Origin of the sequence: uncultured Parabacteroides sp., from assembly GCF_902493135.1 — a bacterium.
Lineage (GTDB): Bacteria > Bacteroidota > Bacteroidia > Bacteroidales > Tannerellaceae > Parabacteroides.
On the sequence record NZ_CABUOD010000002.1, the window covers coordinates 20,281 to 36,766 of the forward strand.

Sequence of the window (16,486 nt, forward strand, 5' to 3'; positions counted from 1 at the left end):
GTTCCTTATATAGTATTATGCTCCAATGAATCTAAATCACCGTTTTGAATAGCCTTGATTGAATTACGGATTTTAGCTGTATCCCACTTCCACCATTGGAGTTTTTGCAAGCGGGCTATAATATCTGGAGAAAATCGTTTACGTATCTCTTTAGCTGGAATACCGCCGACTATTGAATACGATTCTACATCTTTTGTGACAACTGCCCGCGTACCGATTATAGCACCGTCACCAATGGTCACTCCAGCCATTATTACAGCGTCATATCCAATCCATACATCATTGCCGATTACAATATCGCCCTTGTTATCCCAAGCAGAAGCAACTTCCGATTTTTGTAAGCCCCATTCCTCAAAGAATAGTGGGAATGTATATGTTGAAAGCGATTTCAGCGTATGATTGGCGCAGTTGAAGATAAACTTAGCTCCGCAGGCTATCGAACAGAACTTGCCTATAATCAAACGATCATGATTTATCAGGTAATGATACAACACGTTATTCTTCTCAAAGTCACGAGGATCATTCTCAAAATCATTGTAAATGGTGAAATCTCCGACTTCGATATTCGGGCGTGTTATGACTGATTTGAGATAGACAGTCTGATTATCACCGGAACGAGGGTATATCTTTTGGGGGTTCATATATAAAAACTCTTTAAGCCGTTCTATTCTCGATGACTGCCTTCAATCACCTGATTTATCAAATCCCGGACTTCATCATCCGACATATTCCTGTCCCTTACAAGGGTACTTATTACTCCACGAATGGAATTATTGAAATATCGTTGTACCACATTCATCAGATTGTTGCCACAATACTCCTCTCTTTCTATAAGGGGATAGTAGATAAATCCGTTGTTTCCTGCCGGTTTATGACCTAAAAAGCCCTTCTCAACAAGAAATTTCACAAATGTGGATATGGCGGTTCGACTTGGATGAGGTTCGGGATAAGTGGCGATAATCTCCTTGACGGTAGCTTCACCCTTCTCCCAAAACTTGTTCATCACTTCTTCTTCACGCTTGGTAAGTTGTTCCATCATTAAATGAAATTTAGTATATGCAAAGTTAGTCTAAATAAATTAGTCAAGCAAGCAAATACGGCTATTTTTATGATTTATAAGCAAACGTGATTATTACGACAATGAAATTTGTAGATTAATGAATGAAAAATGAAGCAAGAGGATGATATTAGATAATTCCCCCTCTTGCTTCATTATTATTTACATTTTTATCCCTTTTGGACGGTTTTCATCCTTGAATTGAAACCCCGGACGCCCGATGATGACATGGTCGGCAATGAAATTGCCAGACGGACTTCGTTCATTCACCGGGTCGCGTATCTGCGGAGCATCTTCGGTTTGTTGTGGCGATATGCTCCGTACACCTTCCGCATCCGGCTTGACCTCCTGTCCGTCCTTTTCTTTTTCGGCGACTTCGGGCGTGGGCGGCGCAAGCTCCAACTGTATCTTGCGGTCGAGTGCGGCAAGTTCGGACTTCAACTGTTTCAACTCATCTTCCTTGTGACACAGACACCGTAGGTTTACAAGGCTTCCCGACTTTGGAGGGCAAGCCCAGCCCCCTGCAGGGGCAAGTGCTTTTCGTGGCTGCTCAAAACGTTTTGAGCGGCTGAAAAGACATCTTGCTGTGTCTTTGAGGACACAAAAATCCTCCGCTTGTCGGATTGGTTTGTGAGTGCAATAACTCGTTTGGAATGTCGGTCAAACCGATGGAGTGCATCCACCGGCTTGACCGGTTCCACCGCAATCCGCTCAGAGCTTGCGCCACTGCTCGATGTCCTCCCGATAGGTTTCAAGGTGCAGGCGTACAAGATTCTCTACCATCCCCGATGCGCTCATGCCCCAGGGCTGACGCATTACTCATTAGCCTCCTGTCTGCCATTCGGCATCCAGTAGTTCTTTTAAATACTCAATATCCCATCCAGCCAATTTCCTCTTCATAGCCATACTTCCTTTTCTTTTGCTGTTTTTAAGCTGTGTCATGGCAACCTTGCTGATAAGCGAGAAGTTTTGCGCAGCGTTCTTTGTTTTCTTTTGACCGTCCTCATTGAAAGTGACGTCAAGTTGCCAGTGCAAGTTGTTCTCTATGCTCCAGTGTGTCCTGATTGCCTGCATGATCTTGCCAGAGTCCAAAGACAGGGAAGTGATATAATAATGTTTCTCCGTAACGGTCCTTTCTTCTTTCAGATAAGTTTTTGTATTGGTCAGACAGACTACGGAATTGGCTTCTTCCCACCCTAAGACTTGGGCAGTCACCCCGTTGTTATATACCTGGCATAGACGCTTTTCCTTTCTTCCATGTGAACATTCCTCCGTATAGGAAGACTGGTATCTGGTCGGGGGAATATGGCCGTGTCCATCCGGTTTGTTCCCTTGGGCATCTATTCCGTCAAACCACGACTTTATTGTTTTATATAACCCTTTCTGATTCTCTTTCACACAGATCAGATAGTCGGCTTTGCTTTGAAGAATACTCCGGATTATATCGTGCTGACAGGCGATAGCGTCTATGGTAACCGTACAACCTTCCAGGTCCAGTGCCTTGACCAGTGCGGGGATAGCCTTGATTTCATTGCTCTTCGCACTGACTTTTTCCTGACCCAGACAAACACCGTTACCGGCAGCCCAAGCGCTTACCATGCGAAGAGGGGCAAAACTGCCGTCTTGCTTTACGCCACGCGCACCACGGATTTCCTTGCCGTCAATAGAGACGATACCTTTATACTGACTGCAGATTTCCTGAATCCAAGAGCGGAAACCATGCTCCAACTCTTGGGGATTCAGTAAGGAAAACACACGGTTGAAAGTGTCGTGCGATGGCACACCACGGAAGTTCTTGATGCGAGAGCGGAAAAAATCCTCCTTCATCTTACCGAAGGCAGAGACTTCATACCAACTTTCAGCACCGCTGATTACCGCTGATATAGCTATATAGAGAATACATTCAAGACTATGTTCCTTAAGATGGTCACGCCGAGGATCAGTAACTGCTTCGAGAATTGACAAGATTTGCATAAGAAGGATATTTATGGTTTCGAGACAAATGTAGGCATATTAATACATTTAAACAAGGGAATAAAACAATTGGAAAGATAAAGTAATGCGTCAGCCCTGGCTCATGCCCCTGCCGCCGAAGTAGCGGACTATCCTGTCCAAGCTGTCACGCACCTCACCGCTGACGAAAACGGGCTTGCGGTCGGTAATCTTGGGAACTTGCAGATAAGTGGTTCGGTACTCGTCCAGCGACAGCCTGCGTTGCTTGCTGCTAATGCGCTTCTGCGGCACTGCCGCTTCCTCTGTTGCCTCATTTGACGGATCCGCCATAGCGGTTTCCGCCTTTTCTGTGACGCACTTGCCGGGTTGCTCCAGCTCCGCCGGATTCAGACCGATGTTCTTGTAAAAGTTGTCCATTGACTTCTCACTGCGGTACTCCCGGCGGCTCATTCTTTCCACGATTTCCTGAGCTTGCTGCTCACTGATGATTGGCTCTTTTCTTGTTGTCATAAAAATAGATTGATTAAGTTATTACTGTGGTCTTGGTCAGTACCTCGACCGATTATCGCCAGCGAAATAAGGCGTTTTAATGCAGTCAGTCAAGCGTTTGGATTCTGTCAGACAATTTTGTGAGGTTTTGCTTTATGGTGATGGAAACGGTGGCGCAGACTTCACCGATTTTCCGGATTGTTTGAATCAGACGGAATATGATGCGAAATAGAAATAAGGGCTTATTTCCAACCCTGCGAACGGTTTGTTTCGCCTTGCAAAGAATACGGCAATGGTAGTCCTTTCTTATCTATCCATTATAGTATGGATACGGCAATCAGTGGGGTGAGTGTATATTATGGCTATACAACCATTATTATCGGAGACAACCGCTACATTGTTGTGCCACAAGCTACCAGTTCTGGAAAATCCATTGTTTTGTAAAGGTTTACCCTTTTCTTTGCAACGAATAGAAGCAATAACAACAAAAGTGAAGTATATGGAAATAGTATCAATCGAAAGAAAGACCTTTGAGGCGATGGTCACCAAGTTCGACCATTTTGTCCGTCGCATGGAAGCTGTCTGCCAGCGGCACGGAGAGAAGAAAATGGCAGAATGGATGGATAATCAGGACGTTTGCCGGATGCTGAACATCAGTCCCCGCACGTTACAGATTCTGCGGGACAACGGCACGCTTGCCTACTCGCAGATAAACCACAAGACGTACTACCGTCCCGAAGACGTGCAGCGTATCATCTCTGTTGTGGAGGACAGGCGAAAAGAAGCAAAGTTCAAGGGAAGAACGATATAAACTTGATGAAATGAACGAAGTAAACTAACAATACCCACTAAATCCAAAGTAACATGAATGAACTGATTAACAAGGACAGCGAGTGGATAATCCACTTCATGGGCAGCCTTGACCGTCTGCTGGACGGCTTCGAGCATCTGACCGCCAACTATCGCCCGACACTGGGCGGCGAACGTTTCTTCACAGACAAGGAAGTATCGGCACAGTTGAAAGTGAGCCGCCGGACACTTCAGGACTACCGTAATGAGGGACGGATAGCCTATATCCAGTTGGGTGGCAAAATACTCTATCGTGAATCCGATATAGAGAAGATGCTAAATGACGGTTACCGCTCCGCTTATCGGCTGACAGGCACGTGATTTTCTTGAAGGAGCGCAGTTTGCCGTCTGCCCTGTGATTGCGCCAGCAATGGACTTCCGGCAAAAGAAAAAGGAACGGTTTACGGATGAAGCATCAAGATTCCGCTTCGTCTGTTAGCCGTTCCTTTTTTCCTGTCTTCTGATTTTTCCTTCAGTCGCTTGTTTCCGTTTCCGGATGCCCTTCAAGCGTATGGCAGGCAGGGGCAAGGTTTTCGGGCTGAATACGCTCCACAGGAGGAAGATTATGCCCGAAACGGCTTTGCCGCCCGACCTTGCCGCTGCCATCAGAGCCATGCGCTACCTTTGCATCCGAGCATCGGAAACGAGTGTCTGGAAGGATGAACTCAATTACACCATCGGGGGTCTCTTCTATCTATATGCAGACAATAATATCAAAATCTTAAACTTTGAAATTTATATTGTGTAAATTGCAAAAGTCAGACCCCGACATGATGTAATTTGCTTGTTTTTGAAACAATAAGGACTGAATAGTCTAACAATAGAAACTTAATCCGAAATAATTTACTAACTTTGTATTATGTTAACGGCATTGCAAATACAAGAGCTGGTGAAAGACAGTGAAGACTACAACGTAGACATCAAACATAGTGTACCTTCTAAGGAAATTTTCAGTGAAGTTGCAGGCTTCACTAATGATGCCGGTGACCATGTTTTGATTGGCACTGATAATGAGAATCAAATTAAAGACAAATAAGTATTAATTGTGTACCTACACATAGGGTATAATTTTAACATCGCATTTAGCTATGACAAAGACTATATTCTCTCCTGTTCAACAGAAGATGTTGTTCAATCAGATTAAGGAATCTGATTTCTTTAATTCCTTGATAAATGATGGCAATTTCTTTGATTTTCTGTCAAACATCTGGGATATAGATACATTACCATCATCGGATCCGCGCTTTAATAATCTGAGAGGTGACATTCAACAACACATGTTTAATAATGATGATTGGGATTATGATTATTTATTCTCTGAAGCTCTTCAACTGTTTAAAAAGGAGGATTTATTTAATAAGTTTATTACTGAAACCGTAAATCCGATTTATCACAATCATGATTCTCAACTTATTCTCGTTGCCACCATTAACGAGTATTTGCTTCCAAAAAAATACATTCTAAAGCCTTATGAGGTTGATGAGAATGGAGATCTTTTGTATAAAATTGAACCACACACGTCAATTATTGATGATAGCGCAGTTGTGGAAAATAATATTCCGTTTTTATTGGAACGGCGCCCACGAGGGTATGCTCATAAAATTTCTTCACACTGTCAACCCAATAAATTTCCATCATTTACTATGGTTGTAGATCATTGGGATGATTACGGAGTAGAATCCCGATTTGAATTGTTTTATTATGAATCTAAAGAGAGCTATACGTACATTGGTCCACTAAAGATAATTAATGTCAAGCAGGAATATACAGATTCAGAACATCAAAAATATCGTGTACGTGACCTTATGGAAGATCTTTTCTATTCATTAGGCGAAAACGAATTTTGCTCAATTGGACAAACACAAGAATATTATGATACTCTTAAACAAAAATTCCCCAATAAGTATCTCTCTATATTATGGGCTTTAAAAGATTGTGCAATTTTTTCATTTATAGAAGACAATTTTGAAAAACATCCGTTTTTTCATAGTCTCATAAGAGAAAATAGTGTAGAACGCATTCTAAGAAAAGAAAAATATCTAATTGATAATCGAAAGATATCAAGTTGTTATAGATTCTCTTATGAGTTTTCTCCCAAATATGCTGAGGAACCAATTCATATAGAGTTCTCTTTTGATATTAACAGTGCTTTTCAACAGAGAGTTTTTGCCATAATTGGAGAAAATGGAGTTGGTAAGACGCAACTAATCACAGCCTTACCGCTAGATCTTGCAAAGAGAAGAGAGAATCTATTTGCACCACAAGTGCCATTATACAGTAAAGTAATAGCCGTTTCAACAAGTCTATATGATAGCTTTGATGTGCCAAAGAATAGTGTGGGCTTCAATTATGTATATTGTGGGTTAGCTTGTGGGAAAAAAGACAATAAAACGATTTTAGCACCAAAGGAATTAAAACTGAAACTATTACAAACTACAAAAACAATTAATGGCAGAGAACGAGCTGAGTCTCTTAAAAATATACTATTTCCCTTATATTCAGCAGATATAATATCTGCTCTATTTACAATTCAAGAAGAAAAAATAAAAGTAAATCAAGCCCGTTTAGTCGAAATTGTAGACTATATGAGTTCTGGAGAGTCTTCGCTATTATTTATATTCTGTAATATTGTTGCCAATATCAGGTATGATTCATTAATTTTGTTTGATGAGCCAGAAACACACTTGCATCCAAATGCGATAACATCATTGATGTCATCAATATATCAATTACTTGATGAATATCAATCGTATGCAATTATTGTTACACATTCCCCTCTTATTATTCGAGAAATGAGATCAACCGGAGTGAGAATTATGGATAGGATAAATAATCTACCAGTAATTCGCTCCATCAATATGGAATCATTAGGTGCAAATGTGTCAGCATTAGTCGAAGAAATTTTTGAAAACAAAGATATTCCTAAATATTATAAAATAAAAATTGATGAGTTAATATCGTTGGGGTTATCATATGGCGATTTAATTTCGGCCTTACAATCACGCGATATTGAATTGGGCATTGGCCTTAAGATGTATATTCAACAACGTTACAAGTCACATGTATGAGAAAAATCAAGAGTTATACCGGGGATACATTCAATTTTCATAAAAAAGTATTGAATGCAAAAAAGAAAGGTAAAACTAAGACTATTGTTTCAAATATCGAGGAAATTATAAAGAATCAATTTGAAAGTTATGACACCTGCTTTAAAGAAGACACGCTTCAAAATTTAGAGGCGGCTCCCGTCACGGACGAACAGAAAGAAGCTTTACTAGAAATGTATTCATTTCAGATGAAGCCATTTCAGGAATTGCTTGCAGATCTTACTACCGATGAACATAATCGAGTTTCAAAGTTATGTCCAAATTGTACAATTAATAATGTTCAATCTTTAGACCATTGTATCCCCAAAACAGAGTTTCCTGAATTTTCTGACAATCCCAAAAATTTGATGCAATGTTGCATGACTTGCAATGGAAAGAAATCAAAAATCTGGAGGACAGAAACAGATAGAATATTTTTGAACTTGTTTATAGATGAAGTACCGAATCATCAATATCTTTTTGTGCGGGGAGAACTTATTGAAGGCGCTCCTGTATTTTCATTTAGATTAGAACAGCCAACAGAAATAGACGACTTATTTTATGCGAAAATTGTAAGTCATTATACAGGACTTGATTTACTTAATAGATTCGCAGAGAATTCTCCCGATGTTATTGACGAGCTTATATTTATAATCAAGTCATCAATTGAGAACTCTATTCCCACAGATAAGATAAAGAAAAGCATTCTTAGCGCGGCATCAAAACTGCAAGAGAAATTCGGTACAAATTATTGGAAAGCTCTTCTCTATATTGAATGCGTCTCTAATAAAGATATATTTGACTCTATAATCTCAAATGCTGTATAATCCGCCCAAAGTGAGCAAAAGACCATAATTTGACGGTTTATAAGTATATTTTGGAACTATCGACCAAACCTTCTAGCGGACATTACACGGAAAAAGACGAAAGCAAAACGGAATATAACACACTATAAATAACTTAGCCAACTCTACCCCCTTCGCATTATTTTTGTCAGGCAGAGCGTAGTACGAGCTGCTATACGGATGCATCCCGAGATACTTGTACAACCTTGAAGTACATTAGGCTGATAAAATTTAGCGGTGGTGAGGTCAAAGTCTGACTTGGTACGTAAAAGAAGATAGCCTCGGGCAGGTTCCCGCAATATGTTATAAATCAAATTCAGCGCAAATCTTTTCAGTAATCTTTTAGTTTTAGAAATTATTGTGGTGTATTTTGCGACCATAGTAAAATTTCTGTTATGGCGGGTCTGCAATTATTTTACGGTACACATACCTAATAGTCCAAAAGCAAGTTGAGTGAAATGTTCCAATTATATCCTATCTTGAGTCGGACATAGAGAAGATGCTGCTTGACAGCTACCACTCCGACTACCGACAGACAGCTACCTGATTTTCTTAAAGGAGCGTAGTTTGCCGTCTGTCTAATAATTGCGACAGCAATGGACATGACAGCAAAAAGAAAAAGGAACGGCTTACGGATGAAGCATCAAAATTCCGCTTCGTCTGTAAGCCGTTCATTTATATCTTCTAATTTTCCGTCAGTCGCTTGTTTCCGTTGCCGGATGCCTTTCGAGCGTATGGCCGGCAGAGGCAAGGTTTTCGGGCTGAATACGCTCCGCAGGAGGAAGATTCTGCCCGAAACGGCTTTGCCGCCTGACCTTGCCACTGCATCAGAGCCATGCGCTACCTTTGCATCCGAGCATCGGGAACAAGTGACTGATGAGGATGAACCTCAACTATACCATAGGTTGCTTCCTCTGTCACAGGATACAAACAATGTTATTGAGTTCTCTTTCTTGGTGGCGTAGATTTCATTTATCACAAACCGTCTGAACAAGATACTTTCTCTACTGCATATCCTGAATGCAATGGCTATAACCATTTCAAGATTATAAACATCGTAACTGATACCATCTGGTTGCTTGATATATTTCATCGTATCACATTCGTTTAACTCCTTATTCCTATATATAGCATGAATCGCTTTACGGATGTCACAAGAGAATACTCCAAACAGGTCAGCGATTTCGAATTGCGTCATCCATACGGGTGCGGTCGGAATAGCGACTATATCCACTTCACTGATTGTGATTATACCTCTATCCATAATATATTGTATTGACATTGTTTAGTTACTTTTGTTTGTCTTTTCGCCAGTAGATTGTTTCTTCCGGCGTTCCATCAGTTTGTCCATATCCTTTGAGATTTTGTCATCGGTTATACGTGCATATCCCTGTGTCGTCCGAATATTGGAGTGCCCCATCATCTTGGCGATACTCTCTATCGGTATATCCGCTGAAATAAGGAAAGTTCCGAAACTATGTCGGCTCTGGTGGTAGGACAAGTTATCCTCTTTGCCTATGATTACACCTAACTCATGAATTTCAAACCACAAGGCGTCACGGTTAGGAAGCGGAAATACGGGCTGTTCGTCATCGGCCGTGTTGTACAGCGACAATATCTGTTCCGCTATGGGATGCAGGGGTATGAACGCTTCCACCTTTGTCTTCTTGCGGTTGATACGGATATACCGTCTGCCCTCCGCATTCATCCCGATGTGGTGGGGATGCAACAATTGTATATCCACATACGCCAATCCCGTCAGGCAGGAGAATATGAAAGCCCGTCTCGCCAACTCCAGCCTGTTGTCATACATCGGGGTGGAAAGTATCTTCTTGAACTCATCGCGGCTGATGTATCTGTGCTTTGCCTCCGGTTTGGTTTCATATTCCAACTCCTCGCAGGGATTCACTCGGATTATCTCCTTATCGACTGCCAGATACAACAGGCGGTTCAACCATCGCAGACAATGGTTGGTCTGAGATGCCCCGAAGTTCTTGCATCTTTTCAGATATGCCTTATAAGATTTGCCGAAGTCCTCTGTAACTTCTTCAAAATAGATGTCCTTTTTACCCGATGACACAATATAGTCTGTCAGGTACTTCTGGTAATACATTGAACTTCGATAGGAGGAGGTTGAATCTATTTCCTCGGAGTGTTTCTTTAACCGCTCCCGTTCCCATTCTCCCATTTGCAGGAGGGTAGTCGGATGAATGTTGTTTTGGATGATGTGGCTCTTCAACATCTCTGCACTGACTACACCTTGCGATTTCAGTATTTCCTCGTATGCTTCTGAAATGATCCGGAGATATTCCTGCAAGCGGTTGTTTTCCCTTGTGGACTTTATCTCGTTCTTCTTGCCATTCCAATCTTCGGGACGGCAATAGATACTTGTGCTTATGACCGTCTGTTTCCCGTCAATGGTTATGCGGCAGAGAACGGCGGTCGTACCGTCAGCCTTTACCTTGCTGCGGTTGATATAGGGTAACAGTGAAAATGTACTTCGCATATCGTTTGCTGTATTAAAGGGTAAGTTTGAAATCCTCGGTAGCTTTGATGAACCTGTCCATGTCCTCAAAGAGTTTTTTCGGACTGACACGGGCGTACACCTGAGTGGTGGAAATATCGGAATGCCCCAACATCCTACTGATGGTCTCAATCGGCACACCAGCTTCAAGCGTAATCAGCGAGGCGAAACTATGGCGCGCCTGATGGTAGCACAGGTCATCCTTGATGCCTGCCAGTGCCGCCAACGCTTTCATGTGCCTTCTAAGATTGGGCCAGCGAAGTAAAGGAAACAAGTTTTCTCTGTCCTCACTGCTATACTTATTGATAAGCGCAATTGCTTCGGGCAATAGTTTTACACTAGCACGGAGTTCGTTTTTCTTTCTGCGGTATTTCAACCATAATGCCCCGTCCCCGTCTGTCTGCAAATTAGCATGGGTAATCGAAACGACATCCGCATAAGATACACCTGTGTAACATCCGAAGAGAAACATATCCCTTGCCAGCATATGGGATTTGCGGTATGCAGGTATTTCCACGTCACGGATTTTCTCGAACGATTCACGGCTCAATGCCCGTGGAGTCGTTTCCGTTTTCTTCGGCAGGGTGAAATGTTGGAAGTGGATTTTATCGGCATATCCCTCTTTATAAGCTAGACGGCAAATCTTCTTAAGTATGGCAAGATAATGTCTGGCAGTATCGATTGCCTGTCCTTTATCTTCCGTGACAAATGTCTGATAGTCGTGGATGAACTGTTCCGTCAGTTGCCCGAAAGCCAAATCCTTGACCTTGTACTGATGCTTGATGAACTCTCCGAGTGCTAGCCGCATATAGTGATAGCCGGGATAAGTACTTTTGGCACGATCAATACCGATACGTGCCTTGATGTCATCACAGACAACATCGGTCATTTTCATGAGGGTCATCTGCGTTTCCATGCTGCCTTGAAAAAGGTCTTTCACATCGGTGGCATCGAAATCAATTTTGCGTTCCACAAGATTGTCGAATGCAATGTTTACCGCCAGTAGCAACTTGTCAATCTTGGCATTAGTCTCCACCGCCTCGCGGCTTTTTCCGTTCAAACGGCTCTCACGGGAATTCCACAATTCGGGAGTACAGGACAGCTTGCAGCCGAACTGCACCATCGTGCGGTTCACCGTAATCCTTCCCATTATCGGGGCTTTGCCCGACTTGTCCAGTCCGCTCTTTTTGAGGTAGAGCAGCACCTTGAATTTTTCTACTTTCATACGCTTATATCTTTAGTGCAAAATTACTTGCCATATAAGCGTTCCTTGATATGCAAAACATTGTGTATGAGCGCAAACAAAACGGTGAGGACTTCATTTTACTTCATTCCGTTACCATTGTCCATTTCGGTAACAGGGCGGCTAACGTTTTGGTAACTGAACAACCTCAATATTCCGTCCCATTTTGCATTTTCCTCACTTGGCAGAATACGGAAATCTTGCTCATTTCAAACGGTTTACGTTTTTCTTCACTTGCCTGCTTTCCCTTGCATAGCCTATCACTTTCCATTGCGGGAGGCACAGTTTTGCGACCCTTATTTGCCTGAGCAACGGTGTTCCGATAGAGACCATCAGTAAGATGATGGGGCATTATTCCATACGCACCACCCAGATATATGCCGAAATAACCAACCACAAAGTGAGCAGGGATTTGGAAACCCTGTCTGAGAATACCAAGGGCAAATATGCGTTGCCCGATGACGGTATGCCGTCGAGAGTGTTCAAATGTGGAAATTACAGCGGTGGGAAAAAGAAATGTGAATCAAGTGATAGAACTAAAATGAAGTGACTATGGATAGAGGAATAATAACAATCAGTGAAACAGGTACGATTATTATACCAACCGTACCCGTATGGATGTCCAAGTTCGAGATTGCCGACCTGTTCGGAGTGTTCTCATGTGATGTCCGCAAGGCGATTCATGCCATTTACAAGAACAAGGAACTGAATGAAACCGATACAATGCGATATATCAGAAAACCGGACGGTATCAGTTATGACGTTTACAACCTTGAAATGGTCATAGCCGTTGCATTCAGGGTATGCAGTAGAGGAAGTCTTTTGTTCAGGCGGTTTGTAATGAGCAAAATGAATTTGACCAAGAAAGAAACATCTGTTACGTTGTTTGTTTTCTATGGCAGAGGCAACAACCTATGGTATAGTTGAAGCCTATTCCGCCAGCCGCTCGTTCCCGATGCACGGATGCAAAGGTAGCGTATGGCTTTGAAGGCATTGGCAAGGTCGGGCGGCCGAGCCGTTTCGGGCAGAATCTTCCTCAAACCTGTTTGAGCGTATTCAGCCCGAAAACCTTGCCACTGCCTGCCACACGCTTAAAAAGGCATCCGGCAACGGAAACAAGCGACTGACGGAAAATCAGAGAATATAGAGGAACGGCTTACAGACGAAGCAGGATATTGGTGCTTCATCCGTAAGCCGTTCCTTTTTTCTTTTGTCGGAAGTCCATTGCTCCGCAATTATAGGGCATCCGGCAAACTGCGCTCCTTCAAGAAAATCATGTACCTGTCAGCCGATAGGCAGAGCGGTAGCCGTCAGCAAGCATCCTTTCGATGTCGGATTCACGGTAGAGGATTTTACCGCCCAACTGGATATAGGCTATGCGCCCTTCGTTCCGGTAGTCCTGAAGTGTCCGGCGGCTCACTTTCAGCCGTGCCGACACCTCCTTGTCGGTGAAGAAACGTTCACCGCCCAATGTCGGGCGGTAATTGGCGGTCAGATGCTCGAAGCCGTCAAGCAGACGGTCAAGACTGCCCATGAAGTGGATTATCCACTCGCTGTCCTTGTTAATCAGTTCATTCATAAACATTGGATTTAGTGTGATTACTATACTTAATGATTAAATAGTCCTGCCTTTGAATTTTGCTTCTTTTCGCCTGTCCTCCACAACGGAGACTATACGTTGCACATCTTCTGGACGGTAATACGTCTTGTGGTTTATCTGCGAGTAAGCCAGCGTGCCGTTATTCCGCAGGGTCTGTAACGTGCGGGGACTGATATTGAGCATCCGGCACACGTCCTGATTGTCCATCCACTCGCTCATTGTCTTTTCTCCATGCCGCCGGCAGATTGCATCCATGCGGCTGACGAAACGGTCGAACGTGGTGACCATCGCCTCAAAAGTCTTTCTTTCGATTGATACGATTTCCATATACTTTTCTTTTGATGTTATTGTTCCTTTTACCGCAAAGGAACACATAATACGTTATCCGACAATGGCTTCTCTGAAAGTGGCAGCGTATTGCGCTAATACGGCAGCCATTGTCCGTGGACATCATACAGAAACGGCTCTTTTCGCATGAATGCTAATCCAACGGAAAGGCTGGCTATTTCATAATCCGATTATTTAATAGTTCTCTATATAGTTGTGTGGTGAAACAAAGTTTTGGTTGTTTGGAGAGTGACAACATTACGTCATGAAATCATTGAATCAATGTATCACCAAATTGTCGGACAAGCATTGGTTTATTTTCTTCAATATCCGGTTTGGCAGCTATTCGATAAATCCTTTTGGCAAGTATTTGAATTTCTCGGTTTTCATGTATTCAGGTCTTTCATCTTTTAAATCATTGTTCGATTAAATCAGGTGGTTCCGCCCTGAATTTGAATGATATCTGCCCAATCCGTCACAGACGGATTTTAGTGTTCACATGAACACAGCAAGATGTCTTTTCAGCCGCTCAAAACGTTTTGAGCAGCCACGAAAAGCACTTGCCCCTGCAGGGGGCTGGGCTTGCCCTCCAAAGTCGGGAAGCCTTGTAAACCTACGGTGTCTGTGTCACAAGGAAGATGAGTTGAAACAGTTGAAGTCCGAACTTGCCGCACTCGACCGCAAGATACAGTTGGAGCTTGCGCCGCCTACGCCCGAAATTGCCGAAAAAGAAAAGGATGGACAGGAGGTCAAGCCGGATGCGGAAGGTGGACGGAACATGCCACAACAACACACCGAAGATGCACCGCAGATTCGTAGTCCAATGAATGAACGAAGTCCGTCTGGCAATTTCATTGCCGACCATATTATCATCGGGCGACCGGGTTTTCAATTCAAGGATGAAAACCGTCCGAAAGGATTGAAAATATAAAAATATGTAACAGGGGTTGTCTTTTGTTGGACAACCCCTTAATGTAACGTGTTATTTCACATTGGTTTGCCCATATTTTTATTGATAAATTTGGTCTTATCAATAAAAACGAGTAAAATTGCAATATGGAAAATATAATCAATAAAATAAAAAGCTACTATCCTGTTTCAGATGAATCGATTCGTCTGATTACTTCTTGTTTTAAAAAACATCTTTTCCCTGCAAAAACAATTCTGATAAGAGCCGGCAAATTTGACCGGCATGTTTATTTTATAGAACGAGGTATTACACGTTCGTATATTCTACATGAAGGAAAAGAAATTACTACTTGGTTTTCTTTGGAAGGGGACGCTGTATGTGGTTCTTGGGATTTATATAGAAATAAGTCAGGTTTTGAATATGTAGAAACATTGGAACCGACAGTAGTTTATTCTATTAGCATTGAAAGTCTAAATAATCTTTATATTCGGAACATTGATATCGCTAACTGGATGCGGGTATTACAGCAAGAAAATTTTCTATGGCTTCAAGATATGCACATAAATAGATTGATTCTTCCAGTCAAGGAACGTTATATAGAATTACTTCAGAGGTTTCCATCCCTTTTTCAAAGGATAAATCTGGGCTATATAGCATCTTATTTAGGTACAACGCTTCCGACACTTAGTAAAATTCGTTCGGAAACAAAGTCATAATCCTATATTATCCCTAAATACTGTAAGGCATATTTTATGCCGTCATCATCAACAGTGCCGGTTATAAAATCCGCATGATCTTTAACATTCTCACAAGCATTTCCCATAGCGACTCCAATTCCAGCCCTACGAAGCATGGGAATGTCATTACCTCCATCACCAAATGCGACCGTAAACGAGGGATTAAGACCATAAAAATTGACCATTTCACACAAACCAGTACCTTTATCAACCCCTGCGACATTTATATCTGCAAATACGTCACACCATCTTGATGATGATAAGAGTGGTAATTGTGAAATTATTTCTATTTCAGTCTGGTTATCTGCAAACAGGCACAACTGTGAAGTTTCACCCGGAATAAATATTTGTGTTAAATCCCGAATTTGTGGCAAAGGTTGAGCAATCATACGTGACATTTCTTCAACTCTTGCAGTTACTTGATTAACAAAAACTCCAGCATTCCCTTCTACTGATACTGCGACATCGTATCTCTTTGCAAGTTCTATGAAACGAATGAAGACTTCATGTGGAATAGCATGATGTGAAACAGTAGTGCCATCCCTAAGGACACAGCTTGTCCCATTTAAACCAATTATTCCATCATAAGGTAACATCGAAATCTCATTCAGATTCATTGCAGACCTTCCTGTTGCAATAATAATCTTAATTCCCTTCCGATGTAATTCCGCAAGGGAATCTTGTGTTGAGTTAGGCACAATATGCTTCTCAAAACTCAATAAAGTGCCGTCCACATCAAAAAAGGCGGCTTGTATATCTTGTTTTATTATCATAAATGCAAAATTACTTCAAACCATCGAATACGATTTTAAGATAGAACAAAAAACAGCCGGATTCCATTCGCTAATTTTGCATTTTAATCAAAA

Annotated in this window: 17 protein-coding genes and 4 pseudogenes; 9 read left to right on the forward strand and 12 right to left on the reverse strand. The window is 42.1% G+C overall.

All coding sequences use genetic code 11. From position 1 onward, the window contains the following. Positions 1–5: 5 nt before the first annotated feature. From RDN79_RS01045 to RDN79_RS01070, 6 genes and pseudogenes are all read right to left on the reverse strand, one after another. A complete protein-coding gene (locus tag RDN79_RS01045; RefSeq protein ID WP_298550559.1) occupies positions 6–641 on the reverse strand; it encodes a CatB-related O-acetyltransferase in 636 nt (211 codons plus the stop codon). Positions 642–664: 23 nt separating this feature from the next. Beyond that, on the reverse strand, positions 665–1,036 hold the full coding sequence (locus RDN79_RS01050) for a BlaI/MecI/CopY family transcriptional regulator (protein ID WP_298550604.1): 372 nt from the start codon (positions 1,034–1,036) through the stop codon (positions 665–667). Between the two features lie 183 nt (positions 1,037–1,219). After that, positions 1,220–1,519 (reverse strand): annotated as a pseudogene (locus RDN79_RS01055) (DNA methylase); the annotation flags it as partial. A 249-nt stretch (positions 1,520–1,768) separates the two neighbouring features. After that, positions 1,769–1,858: pseudogene (locus tag RDN79_RS01060) on the reverse strand (DUF3408 domain-containing protein); the annotation flags it as partial. Between the two features lie 21 nt (positions 1,859–1,879). Continuing rightward, on the reverse strand, positions 1,880–3,031 hold the full coding sequence (locus RDN79_RS01065; protein ID WP_298550555.1) for an ISAs1 family transposase: 1,152 nt from the start codon (positions 3,029–3,031) through the stop codon (positions 1,880–1,882). Positions 3,032–3,121: 90 nt separating this feature from the next. Further along, the gene (locus RDN79_RS01070) at positions 3,122–3,520 is read right to left on the reverse strand and encodes a DUF3408 domain-containing protein (RefSeq protein WP_298550553.1); all 399 of its coding nucleotides are present in this window, start codon (positions 3,518–3,520) and stop codon (positions 3,122–3,124) included. A gap of 478 nt (positions 3,521–3,998) precedes the next feature. On the opposite strand from RDN79_RS01070, the gene RDN79_RS01075 reads away from it, so the two are divergent. The 5 genes from RDN79_RS01075 to RDN79_RS01095 all read left to right on the forward strand — a co-directional run bounded on the left by RDN79_RS01075 (position 3,999) and on the right by RDN79_RS01095 (position 8,261). After that, complete coding sequence (locus RDN79_RS01075) at positions 3,999–4,310, forward strand: helix-turn-helix domain-containing protein (RefSeq protein ID WP_298550551.1); 312 nt, start codon at positions 3,999–4,001, stop codon at positions 4,308–4,310. Between the two features lie 53 nt (positions 4,311–4,363). Next, positions 4,364–4,669: a helix-turn-helix domain-containing protein gene (locus tag RDN79_RS01080; RefSeq protein WP_130080764.1), complete on the forward strand. Its 306-nt coding sequence runs from the start codon at positions 4,364–4,366 to the stop codon at positions 4,667–4,669. A 538-nt stretch (positions 4,670–5,207) separates the two neighbouring features. Next, positions 5,208–5,384, forward strand: a complete 177-nt coding sequence (locus RDN79_RS01085) for a hypothetical protein (RefSeq protein WP_192915643.1) — start codon at positions 5,208–5,210, stop codon at positions 5,382–5,384. A gap of 52 nt (positions 5,385–5,436) precedes the next feature. Next, positions 5,437–7,416: an AAA family ATPase gene (locus tag RDN79_RS01090; protein WP_298550544.1), complete on the forward strand. Its 1,980-nt coding sequence runs from the start codon at positions 5,437–5,439 to the stop codon at positions 7,414–7,416. Continuing rightward, on the forward strand, positions 7,413–8,261 hold the full coding sequence (locus RDN79_RS01095) for a hypothetical protein (protein ID WP_298550542.1): 849 nt from the start codon (positions 7,413–7,415) through the stop codon (positions 8,259–8,261). The genes RDN79_RS01090 and RDN79_RS01095 overlap by 4 nt, the downstream gene beginning before the upstream one ends. 907 nt (positions 8,262–9,168) lie before the next feature. Here the strand turns inward: RDN79_RS01095 and RDN79_RS01100 are convergent. The 3 genes from RDN79_RS01100 to RDN79_RS01110 are packed head-to-tail and all read right to left on the reverse strand — an operon-like array spanning position 9,169 to position 12,028. Next, positions 9,169–9,543 carry a hypothetical protein gene (locus RDN79_RS01100; protein WP_130080768.1) on the reverse strand — a complete coding sequence of 125 codons (375 nt, stop codon included), beginning with the start codon at positions 9,541–9,543 and terminating at the stop codon, positions 9,169–9,171. Positions 9,544–9,564: 21 nt separating this feature from the next. After that, a complete protein-coding gene (locus RDN79_RS01105) occupies positions 9,565–10,785 on the reverse strand; it encodes a site-specific integrase (RefSeq protein WP_130080769.1) in 1,221 nt (406 codons plus the stop codon). Positions 10,786–10,798: 13 nt separating this feature from the next. Continuing rightward, positions 10,799–12,028: a site-specific integrase gene (locus tag RDN79_RS01110; RefSeq protein ID WP_130080770.1), complete on the reverse strand. Its 1,230-nt coding sequence runs from the start codon at positions 12,026–12,028 to the stop codon at positions 10,799–10,801. Positions 12,029–12,305: 277 nt separating this feature from the next. Between RDN79_RS01110 and RDN79_RS01115 the strand changes: the two are divergent. After that, positions 12,306–12,596: pseudogene (locus RDN79_RS01115) on the forward strand (tyrosine-type recombinase/integrase); the annotation flags it as partial. A gap of 2 nt (positions 12,597–12,598) precedes the next feature. After that, on the forward strand, positions 12,599–12,973 hold the full coding sequence (locus RDN79_RS01120; RefSeq protein ID WP_298550538.1) for a hypothetical protein: 375 nt from the start codon (positions 12,599–12,601) through the stop codon (positions 12,971–12,973). 346 nt (positions 12,974–13,319) lie between these two features. On the opposite strand, the gene RDN79_RS01125 is transcribed toward RDN79_RS01120, so the two are convergent. Both RDN79_RS01125 and RDN79_RS01130 read right to left on the reverse strand, forming a co-directional pair. Continuing rightward, positions 13,320–13,625, reverse strand: coding sequence for a helix-turn-helix domain-containing protein (locus RDN79_RS01125; protein WP_005679684.1), 306 nt, complete (start codon positions 13,623–13,625; stop codon positions 13,320–13,322). Between the two features lie 36 nt (positions 13,626–13,661). Further along, positions 13,662–13,973 (reverse strand): helix-turn-helix domain-containing protein, encoded by a 312-nt coding sequence (locus RDN79_RS01130; RefSeq protein ID WP_032855605.1) that lies wholly within the window; start codon positions 13,971–13,973, stop codon positions 13,662–13,664. A 631-nt stretch (positions 13,974–14,604) separates the two neighbouring features. Between RDN79_RS01130 and RDN79_RS01135 the strand changes: the two are divergent. Beyond that, positions 14,605–14,904, forward strand: a pseudogene (locus RDN79_RS01135) (DNA methylase); the annotation flags it as partial. Between the two features lie 125 nt (positions 14,905–15,029). Further along, positions 15,030–15,599, forward strand: a complete 570-nt coding sequence (locus RDN79_RS01140) for a Crp/Fnr family transcriptional regulator (RefSeq protein WP_055204598.1) — start codon at positions 15,030–15,032, stop codon at positions 15,597–15,599. Positions 15,600–15,601: 2 nt separating this feature from the next. Here the strand turns inward: RDN79_RS01140 and RDN79_RS01145 are convergent, their stop codons facing one another. After that, positions 15,602–16,393, reverse strand: a complete 792-nt coding sequence (locus RDN79_RS01145) for a Cof-type HAD-IIB family hydrolase (protein WP_055204600.1) — start codon at positions 16,391–16,393, stop codon at positions 15,602–15,604. Between the last annotated feature and the right edge of the window lie 93 nt (positions 16,394–16,486).